General features: G+C 43.7%; 10 protein-coding genes. All 10 read left to right on the top strand.

The genetic code is table 11. From position 1 onward, the window contains the following. Positions 1 to 17 precede the first annotated feature (17 nt). The 10 genes from K6G33_RS09795 (at position 18) to K6G33_RS09840 (ending at position 14,513) form a co-directional block, all read left to right on the top strand. Positions 18 to 1,133 carry a hypothetical protein gene (locus K6G33_RS09795; protein ID WP_296778891.1) on the top strand — a complete coding sequence of 372 codons (1,116 nt, stop codon included), beginning with the start codon at positions 18 to 20 and terminating at the stop codon, positions 1,131 to 1,133. A gap of 30 nt (positions 1,134 to 1,163) precedes the next feature. Next, positions 1,164 to 2,519 (top strand): O-antigen ligase family protein, encoded by a 1,356-nt coding sequence (locus tag K6G33_RS09800; RefSeq protein WP_296778893.1) that lies wholly within the window; start codon positions 1,164 to 1,166, stop codon positions 2,517 to 2,519. 62 nt (positions 2,520 to 2,581) lie between these two features. Then, the gene (locus K6G33_RS09805) at positions 2,582 to 4,132 is read left to right on the top strand and encodes a lipopolysaccharide biosynthesis protein (RefSeq protein WP_296778895.1); all 1,551 of its coding nucleotides are present in this window, start codon (positions 2,582 to 2,584) and stop codon (positions 4,130 to 4,132) included. A gap of 16 nt (positions 4,133 to 4,148) precedes the next feature. Further along, a complete protein-coding gene (locus tag K6G33_RS09810) occupies positions 4,149 to 5,015 on the top strand; it encodes a LicD family protein (RefSeq protein WP_296778899.1) in 867 nt (288 codons plus the stop codon). 27 nt (positions 5,016 to 5,042) lie between these two features. Next, positions 5,043 to 5,288: an acyl carrier protein gene (locus K6G33_RS09815; protein ID WP_296778902.1), complete on the top strand. Its 246-nt coding sequence runs from the start codon at positions 5,043 to 5,045 to the stop codon at positions 5,286 to 5,288. Between the two features lie 54 nt (positions 5,289 to 5,342). After that, a complete protein-coding gene (locus K6G33_RS09820) occupies positions 5,343 to 6,089 on the top strand; it encodes an SDR family NAD(P)-dependent oxidoreductase (protein ID WP_296778904.1) in 747 nt (248 codons plus the stop codon). Positions 6,090 to 6,104: 15 nt separating this feature from the next. Then, complete coding sequence (locus tag K6G33_RS09825; RefSeq protein WP_296778906.1) at positions 6,105 to 7,517, top strand: AMP-binding protein; 1,413 nt, start codon at positions 6,105 to 6,107, stop codon at positions 7,515 to 7,517. A gap of 37 nt (positions 7,518 to 7,554) precedes the next feature. After that, positions 7,555 to 8,679, top strand: a complete 1,125-nt coding sequence (gene wecB, locus K6G33_RS09830) for a non-hydrolyzing UDP-N-acetylglucosamine 2-epimerase (protein ID WP_296778909.1) — start codon at positions 7,555 to 7,557, stop codon at positions 8,677 to 8,679. A gap of 85 nt (positions 8,680 to 8,764) precedes the next feature. Continuing rightward, positions 8,765 to 9,784: a UDP-glucose 4-epimerase GalE gene (gene galE, locus K6G33_RS09835; RefSeq protein ID WP_296778911.1), complete on the top strand. Its 1,020-nt coding sequence runs from the start codon at positions 8,765 to 8,767 to the stop codon at positions 9,782 to 9,784. Positions 9,785 to 10,277: 493 nt separating this feature from the next. After that, positions 10,278 to 14,513 carry a hypothetical protein gene (locus K6G33_RS09840; RefSeq protein ID WP_296778912.1) on the top strand — a complete coding sequence of 1,412 codons (4,236 nt, stop codon included), beginning with the start codon at positions 10,278 to 10,280 and terminating at the stop codon, positions 14,511 to 14,513. Positions 14,514 to 14,532 lie beyond the last annotated feature (19 nt).

Below are 14,532 nucleotides of genomic sequence, written 5' to 3' on the forward strand. Positions count from 1 at the left end.
AATGGGAAGATAATTATATGGAAAAAAATATGCGTGTGCTTATAGTTAATTTTGATGACCTGAAAAGACTGCCGCCTGTGCTCAACCTCATGGATGTTCTGCTCAGGAACAATGTCAAGGTATCAGTCATCACTTTCGATAAAAACAACATTCGTAAAAAGTATGAGGGAAAGGTGAACTTCCACATACTCAAAACCGATAGTAACAAGCTTACAGGCTTTATTACCCGTAAATCAAAGCTCAGGAATCTCGTTAACAGCCTGATGAAGTCTCATGACTATCTGTGGACTACTACGGACCGTACCGTAAGAGAGCTCGGCTCGACCGTTTATCAGCACAAGCATATCATGCAGCTCATGGAGCTCATTTCCGATTACCCGCTTTTCCCGAAGCAGCATATTTTCATGGCTCACCTCGGAAAATATGCTCAGAAAGCATATAAGGTCGTTGTGCCTGAGTACAACCGTGCCCATATCCAGTCAGTATGGTGGGATCTCCCGAAGCTGCCTGTCGTTCTTCCGAATAAGCCTTCGTCACTGAAGCTTGCCGAGAATGATACCGCAAAGGATATCATCGCCGAGCTCAAGGCTATGAAGGAAAGCGGCAAGAACCTCGTTCTCTATCAGGGCATCATACGCAAGGAAAGACCTCTTACGCCGTTCGCAAAGGCTGTTCAGAGCCTTGGCGACGATTATCGCTTCATCGTTATGGGCGATAACGAAGCAGCTGCAAGAGAACTGGAAAGCAAATTCCCGTGTGTTTACTATATACCGTTCATTACTCCGCCGGATCACCTGAAAGTAACAGGTCTTGCTGATGTAGGCGTTCTGACATATCAGATAGATAAAAATAATGTGAATTCTTCTGAATTCAATCCGCTTTACTGCGCACCAAACAAAATATATGAATATGCAGGCTTCTCGGTTCCTATGATAGGTAATGAGATACCAGGACTGCGTATCCCGTTTGACTGCTATAAGATCGGCGAGATATGCGATATCACCGATTATAAGGATATTGCAGAGAAAATAAAGACTATCTGCACCAATAAGGAATCATACAGGAAAAAATGCAGCGATTTCTATGAGGAGACAAATCTTGATGACATCATCATCAACAAGATATTGCGCTGAGCTGCATCAATATGGATTTGGAGTTAATTAATGAAACGTATCGTACTTTCCAATGAGGGCGCGAGGTATTCAGTTCATGTAGGCGCGATATTGATCGGTCTGGTATTTATAGGTGCATTCGGATATATCAGCAGGATCTATTTCTATCATACTATCATGCTGTATGTATACGGTCTTTTTGCTGTACTGTTATGCACGTATTTCTTTAAACTGCATGATCGCCTGTCACTGCCGTGGCCTGTTGTACCTATTGCTGCGTATATGATATGGACTTCGGCAGTTCATGATCTTTCGAGGTCTAAGGATTACCTGATACTGTTCTTAACCTGTACGCTTATATTGACGATAAGGCTGTCAATGCGGTCAATGGAAAAACTGTTCAAGTGTATCTCGGTCGCAGGAACGATCTTTTCGCTGAGTATTATCTGGCAGCGTATCACACCGGGAATATACTATAAATTCTATAGGCTTATCGCAACAAGTATGTCTTTGGAGCGAGCTAAGGCTTATGTGGCTTCCGAAAGAGCTTTCACAGGCTTTGTCGGAGAATCTGCCTGGGCTTGCCTCTGTGTTGCAACGGCTATAAGCTGTACTTTCGTAAGCTTATTCTTCTATAAAAGCAGCAAAAGAAATCTTTCGCTTAAAATTTTCATGCTCGGCATAATGTATGTAAGCATTATCCTTACTAACCGCCGTGCGTTCATTCTTTCTGTCCCCGCTGTTCTCGGAGCTATATGGATATACTTTATGCTCAGAGATAAGGAAAACAAAAAGAAACTTATCGCTCTTGCTATAATAATGTTGGGACTGGTCATGATGTATTTTGTGTTCCTTCCTATTATTATGAAGATACTCACACAGGGCGGAAAAGGAATACAGCTTAGTAAAAGAGAAATTTACTGGGACCTCGCATTTAAGATTTTCAGAAAGGATCCTCTTTTCGGTCAAGGTCCGCGAAGCTTTGACTTTTATTACATTGCCATGACACAGAGAGACCTTCAGTTCGCAGGCGCACATAACTGCTATATTCAGATGCTGGCTGAGTTCGGTATTGTTGGAACGGTCATGTATGTTTTCTTTATAGTATTTATGGGCGTGAAATCTCTCAGGATCGCTGTGACTTGTTTGCGCGAAAATAAAACAGAGATAGGCTTTTTTGCGTTCACAGCTCTTGTAATGCAGGCTTTCTATGTTATGATGGCTCTCAGTGAATCGGCTTTTTTCCTGCCTCAGGCGCTGATAATGTATTTCATGTTCATCAATGTTATACAGAATTGCAGCGTAATGTCGGATAAGGCGGAAAGACGTAAGAGCCATTCACTTGACGAATTGATCTTCTATCCGAGAGTAAGAAGCTTTTTGGGACGTTTCCGTATCACAAGATGAGCCGCTGAAAAAACTCATCACAGATGTTTATTATATTTTATTGACTGAAGGAGTTAGGATTAATGGTAAATCCGAAGAAACAAAAACAAGTCGGTGTTATTTTGTCGTATACAGCACTGCTGCTGAATACTCTGATACAGCTGTTCTATACGCCGCTGATGCTCGATAAGCTCGGCAAAAGCGAGTACGGACTGTATACACTTGCACTTTCCGTAACAGGATATCTGACACTGCTCAGCCTCGGTCTGACAGGAACATACAACAAGTTCTTTGCAAAGGTCGATGCTGAAAAAGATGAAGAGGGTCTTAAACGACTCAACGGAATGTTCTTTGTAATGTTTGCAGTCATCTCGGCTACAGCAGTACTTGTGGGTATTATCCTTTCAATGAATGTTTCGTTTATTTTCAAAAAGAACCTTACTCCTGAAGAACTTCAGATAGGAAAAACACTGGTCCTTGTACTGACGTTCAATGTTGCTCTTTCACTGGCAACTACACCGTATACGTCGTTTATCAATGCTAATGAGAGGTTCATATTCTACCGTCTTATTATGATCGGTTCGTATGTCCTTCACGGAGCTATTTGTGTCGTCGTTTTACTTCTGGGCGGTAAATCTGTCGCTCTTACAGTGGTATCACTGGCACTGACAGCTACCAGCATTACTTTGCAGTTCCTGTTCTGTAAATTCAAGCTTAACTACAAGATCTCCGTAAGGAATATTTCTTTCGCTGAATTAAAGCCTATATTCGCTTTTTCAGTATTTATTCTTCTTTATGATATCATCAATCAGCTCAACTGGGGTATCGACAAGGTCGTGCTCGGTATCGAGGTGGGAACAGCCGGTATCGCAGTATACGGTATCGCTGCACAGTTAAATACCTACTATATGCGTATATCAACTACAATCGCTTCTGTGTTTATCCCGCAGGTAAACCGCATGGCAGTTGAAATAAAGGACGAGAAAGTTCAGAACGAGCAGCTTTCTAATCTTATGATAAAGATCGGTCGTATCCAGTTCATGGTGGTAGGTCTTGTACTCAGCGGCTATATCTTCTTCGGTCAGCAGTTTATTATTCGCTGGTCAGGCTATGGCTACAGAAAAGCATACTTTATCGGCTTATGGCTCATGATACCAATTACTGTTGACCTTATCCAGAATATCGGCACTCACATAAGCAGAGCAAAATACCTCCACAAGCCTATAACCTACTGCTTCCTTGTGGTCGCTTCTTCAAATGCTATCCTCAGCTTCCCACTGTGCAGAATGTACGGTGCGGTGGGCTGCGCTATGGCAACAGCTATTACAACAGTCTGCGGACACGGCTTGTTCCTCAACTGGTATTACTACAAAAAAATGGGACTTAATATTCCAATGTTCTGGAAGTCTGTACTGAAGATCCTGCCCGCTTTTATCCCACCGGCAGCAGTCGGCGTGGTATGCAAGCTGTTTGTTACGATCAATTCGTATCCGACTATAATGATCTATGGCTTAGGCTATGCGGCAGTATACTTTATTTCAATGTACTTCCTTGGAATGAACAGCTTCGAGAAAGCGATCATACAGAAGTTCATATCTAAATTCACCAGATCAAAGCAGAACGCAAATGTTTGAAAAGAGGGTTTTTACAATGAGTTATGATGTCAATGAACAGCTTGGAGAAATGCAGGGTATCCTTCTTGATATGCTGAAGTTTTTCAAAAAATTCTGCGAGGAGAATAATCTTACTTTTTTCCTTGCATACGGAACCTGTATCGGTGCGATAAGACATAAAGGCTTCATTCCTTGGGACGATGACATTGATATCCTTATGCCGCCCGATGATTACGACCGCTTGCTGAAGCTCTGGCCAAATCTGACAAGCAAGGGAAAATATACCCTTTGCAATACCGATGAGAACTACTGCGACCGCCATCTCGCACTTACTATACGCGATGACGAAACTACCTATATCAGAGAGGCTGACGTTGACCTTGACACAAATCACGGCATGATGATCGAGATAGGAAGATATGAGTACGTTGCTGCATCAAAGCTGGGTAACTATTTGCAGATCTTTCATACCTGCGTGTATATGATATACAGGACTCAGAGAAAACCAAATAACGGCAGTAAGTACGTAAAAATGCTCGCAAGCCTGATGCTGGCACTCGTTCCTTCGTACAAGATGCGCTGCAAAATATGGAGATTTGCGGAAAAACAGGTGTTTAAGGTGCCAAAGAGAAAAAGCGGCTATATCCGCTTCCTCGGTTCTATGAGAGCTCTGAAGAAATACGTTAATGAAAAGGCTTTTTCAAGAGCTGTCATGGTCCCGTATGAAGATACGGAAATGCCTGTACCTGTAGGATACGACAGCTACCTTAAAAAGTTCTACGGCGATTATATGACACCGCCTCCCGAAAAGGACAGAGTGTTCCACCCTGTACTCTTTGTGGATACTAAAAACGGATATAAGAAGTACAGAGGCAAGAAGTACTTCGTAAAACATAATAAGTGATTATAATACAAAAAGGAGAGATATATCATGACTAATAAGGAAACATATAAAAAGGTTTTTGAGGAAATATTTGAAGTTGACGGTTCTGAACTCAATTCCGATTTCACATTCGCTGCCGTTGATAAGTGGGATTCAATGACACATATGGTGCTTATCAGCGAACTTGAGGCTCGTTTCGATGTTATGTTTGAAACAGACGATATCCTTAATTTCGGCGGCTATGAAAACGGTATGGCAATTCTTGCAAGATACGGCGTTGATTTTGAAGGCTGATGTGCCTGCAAGATAACTGCACTATTGTTCAATACATGGAAGAGAGGTCAAGAAATGACAAATTTGCTTCAAGATAAGATTTGTATAGTAACAGGTTCAGCACGCGGTATAGGTAAGGCTATCGCGGAACTGTTTGCCTCCGAGGGCGGCGAAGTCATCGTGAACGATAAGATGACAGGTGCTGCCGACGAATGGATAGGTGCAAGCGAATACAGCGAAAGACTGCATCCTTACTATTTTGATATCACCGATCCTGAATCTGTCAGACAGAATGTCCTTGATATTAAAAAGACGTTCGGACATATTGATGTGTTAGTCAATAATGCAGGCGTTGAGTTCAATGAACTTATCGGAATGATCTCCCGTGATAATATGGATAAGATGTTCCGCGTCAATGTCTACGGAACTATCGAGATGATACAGGCTGTCAGCCGCGTTATGTCAAGAAATGAAAACGGCGGAAGCATCATCAATATATCATCTATGGTCGGTATCCGCGGAAACGCCGGTCAGCTTGTGTACTCTGCAACAAAGGGCGCAGTTATCGCACTTACAAAGTCAGCTGCAAAAGAACTCGCTGCGAAGAAGATCCGCGTGAATTCCATTGCCCCCGGTCTTACTCAGACTGAGATGATGGAGCAGGCTGATCTTGAAAAGCTTCAGGGCAGGATCAATAATATCTGCATGAAGCGCATCGCTAACCCAAAGGATATAGCAGGCGGCTGTCTGCTGCTGGCTTCTGATTATTCGTCTTACATCTCGGGACAGGTTCTTCCTGTAGATGGCTGTACGATAATGTAAATTGGAGGATAGGATATGTTTCTTAATATTGACAGGAAAGAAAAGACAAACCTGGCATTGATAGATAATGAGGGCAATCGTATCACTTACGGTGAACTGGCAGTTCTTATGGATACCATTGGTGAAAAGGTACAGTCGCGTTCACTGGTGTTCCAGCTCTGCAAAAATACTGCGGGCTCGGTTGCGGGGTATCTCGGCTTCATCGAGCACGAGGCTGTTCCCGTTACTCTGAACAGCAAGATAGACCCTGAACTGCTGGGCAATCTCCTTGATATCTATACACCTGCATATATTTGGTGCCCTGTTGAGGAGACAGAGCGGTTTGGCTATGAGAAAGTGTTCGAGACACTGGGATATGCTCTGCTGAAAACAGGAAATGATATTTATCCTCTTAATGATATGCTCCAGCTTTGTATGACTACTTCGGGCTCTACAGGAAGTCCTAAGCTGGTACGCTACAAGAAGGGCAATCTTGAAGCTAATGCAAAGAACGTTGCGGCTGCTTTCGGCTGGACAGAGAATGAACGCGCTGTCTGCGACCTCGGTATGCAGTACACAATGGGTCTTAATGTTATAAATACCCACCTTTATGTCGGCGCTGTTCTTCTCCTTACCACTTATAACCTTATGAGCGGTGAGTTCTGGAAGTATGTCAGAGAGGAAAAGGGTACCAACTTTACAGGTGTGCCTTTCAGCTATGAGATAATGAAAAGACTGCACTTCGAGAGAATGGATCTCCCTGATCTCCATACCCTCTCACAGGGCGGCGGCAAGCTTACAGATGCTCGCTTTGAGGAGCTTGCAAAGTATGCGGCTGATAACGGCAAGCGTTTCATCGCTTCATTCGGTACTACGGAAACTTCTGCCCGCCTCGCTTGTCTCCCTGCCGAGCTTGCACTGACAAAGACAGGCAGTATCGGACGCGCTATCCCTGAGGGTGAGCTTTTCCTCGTGAACGAAAACGGAGATGTCCTTACCGACAAGGTCGCTGAAGGTGAGATGTGTTATAAAGGCCCTAACGTAACTATGGGTTATGCCGTTTGCAGGGAAGACCTCATGAAGGGCGATGAGTTCGGCGGAGTTTACCGCACAGGCGACCTCGCAAGACGCGATGAGGACGGCTGCTATTATGTTACAGGAAGACTTTCAAGATTCCTCAAGCTCCTCAGCTACAGAGTCAGCCTTGACCAGTGCGAAAGACTTATAGCGCAGGAGTTCGGCATAGAATGTGCCTGTGCAGGTACAGACAAGAGAATGAACATCTATGTTACTGATGATTCCAAGCAGAAGGAGATAGTTGATTTTATAACTACTAAGACCGGTCTGTTCAAAAATCAGTTCAAGGTGATAAAAGTTCCTGAGATCATAAGAAATGATACAGGCAAAATAAGATATGCTATGATGGATCAGATGTACGGCGAGCTTTGATAAAGCAAGTAAATCCAATATTTATAGGAGTGGAAAGATGAAAAAGGTAATGTTAGTTTTCGGAACACGGCCTGAGGCAATCAAAATGTGTCCGTTAGTAAACGAATTGAAAACAAGATCAGGTTTGCAGACTGTTGTCTGCGTAACAGCTCAGCATCGCCAGATGCTCGACCAGGTGCTGAACACATTCGGTGTCGTTCCTGATTATGATCTTAATATCATGAAAAACCAGCAGACGCTGTTCGATATCACTACTAATATCCTCACTTCTATAAAGGAGATCCTCGAAAAGGAAAAGCCTGATGTAGTATTGGTTCACGGCGATACCTCCACTACATTCGTAACAGCGCTTGCCTGCTTCTACCTTCAGATCCCTGTAGGTCACGTTGAAGCAGGTCTGAGAACATACAACATCTACAGCCCGTATCCAGAGGAATTCAACAGACAGGCTGTAGGTATCGTGAGCAAGTATAACTTCTCACCAACACAGCTCGCTGCCGATAACCTCCTCCGCGAGGGCAAGGATAAGTCAACTATCTATATAACCGGTAATACCGTTATTGACGCTATGCAGCATACGGTAAGAGATGACTATACCCACCCCGAGCTCGACTGGGTAGGTGACGGTAAGCTCATATTCATTACTGCTCACCGCCGCGAGAACTTAGGTCAGCCAATGCATAATATGTTCCGCGCTATCAGACGTGTTCTCGATGAGCACCCTGAGTGCAAGGCTGTATACCCTATACACATGAACCCTGTTGTAAGAAAGGCTGCCGAGGAGGAACTGGGCGACTGCAAGCAGATCCATATTATAGAGCCTATCGAGGTGTTCGACTGCCATAACTTTGAGGCAAGATGCCACCTCTGCCTTACCGATTCGGGCGGAATCCAGGAGGAGTGCCCAAGCTACGGAAAGCCTGTTCTCGTTATGCGCGATACTACCGAGCGTCCCGAGGGCGTTACAGCAGGTACTCTCAGACTTGTCGGCACAGACGAGGAGACTATATACAGGAACTTCAAGGAGCTTCTCGAAAATGAGGAGGAATATCAGAAGATGAGCAGAGCCTGCAATCCTTACGGTGACGGAAATGCTTGCAAGAGAATTGCTGATATCCTCGAAACAGGTACCTATGAGCCGTGGCACGGCAAGGAAAACTGACACTATGAGCTGAGATAAGATGCAGGGGCAAGATATTATTTCAGCATTACACATTATATACTTTTTATAATAAGGAGAGATTGATATGTCAACAGTATTTTTAGCAGGCGGAGCAGGATATATAGGCTCACATACAGCAGTGGAGCTTCTCAATGCAGGATATGACGTTGTTGTTGCCGATAACTATTCTAACAGTTCACCTGAGGCTATCAGGAGAGTTGAAAAGATCACCGGCAAAAAGGTAAAGCTCTATGAGCTCGATATAAAGGACAACGCAAAGCTTGCAGAGGTCTTTAAGGAGAATAAGATAGACGCTGTTATTCACTTTGCAGGTCTTAAAGCTGTTGGCGAATCCGTTCAGAAGCCTGTTTTGTACTACCGCAATAATATTGATACAACTTTGTCTTTGCTTGAGACTATGAACGAGTTCGGTGTCAAGAATATCATTTTCTCTTCAAGCGCTACAGTCTACGGTGAGGAGAATCCTGTGCCGTACTTCGAGACTATGAAGCGCGGCGCTTGCACAAATCCTTACGGCTGGACAAAATCTATGATGGAGCAGATCTTTGAGGACGCTGCAAAGGCTGATAAGGAGCTCTCCGTAATACTTCTCCGTTACTTCAATCCTATCGGCGCTCATGAGTCGGGTATGATCGGAGAAGATCCGCAGGGCATACCAAATAACCTTATGCCGTATGTCTCACAGGTAGCTGTCGGCAAGCGCGAGTGCCTTACTATCTTCGGCAACGACTATCCTACACCTGACGGAACCTGCACACGCGATTATATCCATGTTGTTGATCTGGCAAAGGGTCACGTAAAGGCTATCGACTATATCCTCGCCAATAACTGCGTTGAGATATTCAACCTCGGAACAGGTACTCCTTACAGCGTAACGGAGATTGTTGATACTTTTGAAAAGGTGAACAATATCAAGGTCAATCATGTGTACGGAGCAAGACGTGCGGGCGACCTTGCAGAGTGCTATGCAAATGCGGACAAGGCTCTTAAAGTGCTTGGCTGGAAGACCGAAAAGACACTTGAGGATATGTGCCGCGATACATGGAACTGGCAGAAAAATAATCCTGACGGATACAATAAGTAATGATGAACTCGGGGCTGGTCCCCGAGTTTTTTGTTTGACAGCGTATCTTTTGAAGTTACTGCGATAATATGCGGTGGGGAACGCTCGGAACAGCGGACGTGGACATTGCAGGAAGTATTTGTTGAAATTTAATTGAATGAAGTCATAATTTAAGCCCGACAAATGTTGTTAAGTAAAACATTTTGCATCAGTTTGACAAGCCGTTAACAGCTATAAACCAAGTAACAAAGGGGAGTATGGCTTGCTTTTTGTCTAATTCATACAAGTGATAGCTTTGTGAAAGTGCTCGTTTTGTGAGGAAAATTACACATAAATAATTGACAAATTTGTGCTTTTATGCTATAATGTGGAAGCATAGTGGAATATTATGCGTTGAGTTATTCCACTGTGTATCTTTGCTCTGAATTTTTTACGGAGCATGGGGTATTTTATGAGATGGTGTTCATATGGAGGGCATACCATTTTGAACGCAAAATGAAAGGAAAGAGTGCTAATGAAGGGATTACTCAAACGTATTACCGCAGCAGCCTCAGCTTTGACTCTTATGGTCACAACTCAGATCAATATTATTCCTTGGTCTGATGTTAATGCTGCTGATGGAGACGGCGGTAAAAAGGTTCTTCTGATCGAAGACAACCAACCATGGAATTCGAGGGCAAATACAGATATGCTCGCAAAGATCGGAATTGATTACCAGAAGGTGACTACAAACCAGTTCCTTGATGTGAAGCTTGAGGATTATGCTGTTGTTATCTTTGCAAACGATCAGGCGTTCAGTACCTATAACAATTACCTTGACTTTAAACAGTATATGGAGACGTATGCTTCACTGGGCGGTGTTATAGTATTCGGTGCCTGCGATCAGGGCTGGGCAAGCGGCAGCCTTACAGGCGATCTTCCGGGCGATGTAAAGAAAATCAACAAATATACTTACTATAACTACGTTGCTGACATGAATCACCCTATCATTCAGGCTGCACTTTCCGACGGTGACGGTGCTGCTGTTGAAGGTAAACAGAACCAATTATGGTACAGCAACTATTGCAGCCATACCGAATTCGATGAATCGACCCTTCCCGCAGGTGCTAACGTTATCGTTCGTTCAAGTGATACCGACAGACCTACCTTCGTCGAGTATCCTCTCGGCAACGGACGTGTCATTGCATCCGGTCTTACTACTGAGTATGCTTATGCTCATAAGACAAATAACTATTCACATAAGATCTTCGATGATATTTACCTCTATGCGCTGAGAGTCAGCGACTTTGACAAGGATGATGCTGCTCAGCTTGCTGCGTATCGTGCTAATGTAAATAAGCATCATATCCTTATATGCGATTCTGCTACTAAGAAACCCGTCAAAAACGCAAAAGTGGATATCAACGGCAATACGATCGTTACAGATGATACGGGGCTTATAAACATAGACGGCGGAATTAAGGTAAGATTGAAAGTTACTGCTGACGGATACCTCACTTCTACAGCTGAGTATACGGCAGCTAAAAGAAAAACACGTATAATCTACCTGAAGACCGATACTTCCGACGGAAAGCCATACCCGCTCATGGCAACTGAAACAAGCTCGGGAAAAGACCTGTTCACAAGAGCTGTTTCATTTACAGAGGGCGATAATGATTCATGCAGGATCAAGGTCGAGGCTGAGTGGAACGGTCATGAAGCAGGTACATATGAGATCTTACAGTATGGTACAGGCGGAAGAAGACTGACAAGCTCTACAGGTTCATTCTTCTTATACCCTGGAAAAGACCTGACTCCTGAAAAGGACGTATACCTTGTTCTCAGAAGCAAGGACGGTACTTTGTCAGAAAAGAAAAAGCTTCAGATAAGAATTGTTGCCAAGGAAAAAGCTCCTGATATCGACCTCAGTCAGTTTAATAACAACTTTAAGTTTACAGAGGACAAGAGTGCCGAAACAGGAAGCGAAGATGTTGAAAATATTGTCGGAGATAATTTCCAGTTCAAGAATCCTGTTGTTCCTGTAGCTATCCAGAGCGAAAGAAATGATGATGAAGGTACTTGCACAGTTAAGTTCATGATAGGTATTGACGGTCCAACAGCGGATAAATCAAAAGGTATTGCGGATTACTTTAAGAATTCGTTTGCTGATGCTCTTGAAAAGGTTGAAGATGCTGATAAGCTTATAAACGGTCTTTGCGATAAGATCAATTCAACAGGAAAACTTTTCCAGACAGGTTCTCTCGGGCCTCAGCTTGAGCCAACTATCCAACTCCTCGGTTATTATGAAATGACCTATGATGCAAATGGAAATGTTGTATCAAGAGGCGGCGGAATTGCTGTTACTTTAGGCTGTGAAGCTTCATATACACAGCAATTCCTTATAGCTGTTATTCCGATCTATCTTACAATCAAAGGCGGAGTTGCTTTTGATGCAAATATGGGTATGAATTACCTTGTGAATGAAGGCAAAGCTGCATACAGCGGTGAAGCAAGCATAACAGTATCACTTTCTGTCAGTGCAGGCGTAGGTATCAATGGCATCGTGTCAGTAGGTGCAGGCGGCGGATTTGAGTTCAAGATCGGTGTTGCTCCTCGATTTACAGGTGCGATAACACTCAGAGCTTTCATTGAAGCATATCTGCTGTTTGTTATTGATTACTCATATGACTTCGCAAAGAAAACATGGAATCTTTGGGATAAATCTTATTTTGCACCTGGTATGCCGATGAACGCTCCGGATGCAAATACAGAAATGGGATATATAGATCAGGGCTACCTTAATAATGTGTCGGCATGGAACGGAAATGTTCAGCCGGGTGCGGTTATCCTTAAAACAGGCGTACTGCCGAGTACTATCCCGCAGATAATCGAAGCAGGCGGCAATAAGGTAATGGTATGGCAGGATACTGTTTCAGATGCATCTCTTATTAACAGCACAAGACTCTGGGCTTCATATTTCAACAACGGTGCATGGTCTGATCCTGTACTGGTAACTGAGACAGAAGGCGCTGACCTCTTTGCAGAGCTTTCCAAAAACGACGATGATATCTTCCTTGTATGGCAGAAGCAGAACGAGATCATTGACAGTGATGATATTACAGAGGCTGCTGAAAAGGCAATGGCTTCAACAGATATCTTTGCTGCTAAATGGAACGGCACAGGCTTCGACAGCCTCGGCTGCGTTATAGACGATGAAACACTTGATATGCTCCCTGTACTTGCTTTCGACGGCGATAAGATCACAGCTGTATGGGCTAAGAGCGAAGGAAATGTTCTCAGCGGCGCAGGCAGCGATATTATGGCAGCTGATTATGCTGACGGCAAGTGGGGCACACCTTATAAGCTTTCATCTACAGATGATTATGTTCCCGAGCTGGCAGCAGCTTATATCGGCGGTGAGCTCCATGCTGCATATTTATCACAGAAAATGACTGAGGAAGCTGCTCCTGAAGTTCATATGGTAATCGGCGGAGCTGATAAGATCATCTCTGACGGCAATACTATCACAGGCATCAGATTTGCTGACGGCAAACTCTACGGCGCATCAAACGGCAAGCTTTACAGCTGTGCAGCTGATGATGCAGTCATGAGTGCTGAGGCAGGCAAGCTTGCTACTCTTTCTCCTTCATTCGTTCTTTCAGATGACGGAACAGAGATGCTCTTCTCTGACGGAAATAAGTTCTATGTTTCAGTAAACAGAAACGGTGCTTGGAGCAGAGAGATGGAAGTTGCTGTTCCTGAAGGATTTACTGTAGATAATTACAGCGGCTCATATGAGGACGGAAAGTATTCTATCGTAATGAACGGCAAAAATGAAAACAATGAGGCTTCTCTTGTATACATCGAAGCAGAGTTCGTTGAAAAACTCACTGTTGATTATGCTGATATTCTCACAGATTATGAGACAGGTGAGCAGAAGATCATCTTCAAGGTGACAAATAATGAAAAGACTCCGATAACATCTGTAAATGCAGAGCTTTCTAATGAATCGGGCAGCCTTTTAAGCGTAAACGGTATAAGCGCTCAGCTTGAACCAGGTCAGTCAGCTGTATTCACATATCCTGTAAATTCAGAGGGTATCAGCGACATAACTGATTATGATCTGAAGGTTACTGACGGCAGATTTACCGATTCAAAGACTGTTACTCTCGGCAAGCCTGATCTTGCACTCAGCGTTGAGTCATACTACCTCGACGATCAGGTCGTTCTTGCAATAACAGGTTCTAACCTTACAAAAACACCTGCACAGGCTGCTATAAAGATCCGTGAGGACAGCGAAGACGGAATCGCTCTTGATATGAAAAATGCAGGAGTTATCACAAATGATGAGGACTATATCCTCCTTGAGCAGATAAACCTCAATGATATCGAGTTCAATGAGGACGGCGTAAAGTATTTCTTCATCAATATCGAGTCACTCAGCAATGAGCTCACTATGGGCAATAATAAAGCTATAGTTGCTGTTTATAAGTCTGAAGCGCCTGAGGATACTGATGACAGTAAGCTTGAGACAAAAGACGTTACTGCTCCCGAAGAAGAAAATAACGGCGGCTCAGAAGCAGCAACTACTACGACGACTACTACAACTACTACAACTACCACTACGACCACAACTACTGCAAAGAAAGATGATACAAATTCACCAAAGTCAGGCGACGATGGCGTTAAGACTGTATCAGCAGTTCTCGCAGCAGCATTTGCAATCGTTGGTATCTGCTTAATGACAAGAAAAAAATACGAAGATGAATAATGCTTATTGCTGACATAAG

Origin of the sequence: Ruminococcus sp. (assembly GCF_024691275.1) — a bacterium.
Classification (GTDB): domain Bacteria; phylum Bacillota; class Clostridia; order Oscillospirales; family Ruminococcaceae; genus Ruminococcus.

Coding starts and splice junctions, on each gene's coding strand:
- K6G33_RS09795 (WP_296778891.1), top strand. CDS start 18: ATGGAAAAAAATATGCGTGTGCTTATAGTTAATTTTGATGACCTGAAA.
- K6G33_RS09800 (WP_296778893.1), top strand. CDS start 1,164: ATGAAACGTATCGTACTTTCCAATGAGGGCGCGAGGTATTCAGTTCAT.
- K6G33_RS09805 (WP_296778895.1), top strand. CDS start 2,582: ATGGTAAATCCGAAGAAACAAAAACAAGTCGGTGTTATTTTGTCGTAT.
- K6G33_RS09810 (WP_296778899.1), top strand. CDS start 4,149: ATGAGTTATGATGTCAATGAACAGCTTGGAGAAATGCAGGGTATCCTT.
- K6G33_RS09815 (WP_296778902.1), top strand. CDS start 5,043: ATGACTAATAAGGAAACATATAAAAAGGTTTTTGAGGAAATATTTGAA.
- K6G33_RS09820 (WP_296778904.1), top strand. CDS start 5,343: ATGACAAATTTGCTTCAAGATAAGATTTGTATAGTAACAGGTTCAGCA.
- K6G33_RS09825 (WP_296778906.1), top strand. CDS start 6,105: ATGTTTCTTAATATTGACAGGAAAGAAAAGACAAACCTGGCATTGATA.
- wecB (WP_296778909.1), top strand. CDS start 7,555: ATGAAAAAGGTAATGTTAGTTTTCGGAACACGGCCTGAGGCAATCAAA.
- galE (WP_296778911.1), top strand. CDS start 8,765: ATGTCAACAGTATTTTTAGCAGGCGGAGCAGGATATATAGGCTCACAT.
- K6G33_RS09840 (WP_296778912.1), top strand. CDS start 10,278: ATGAAGGGATTACTCAAACGTATTACCGCAGCAGCCTCAGCTTTGACT.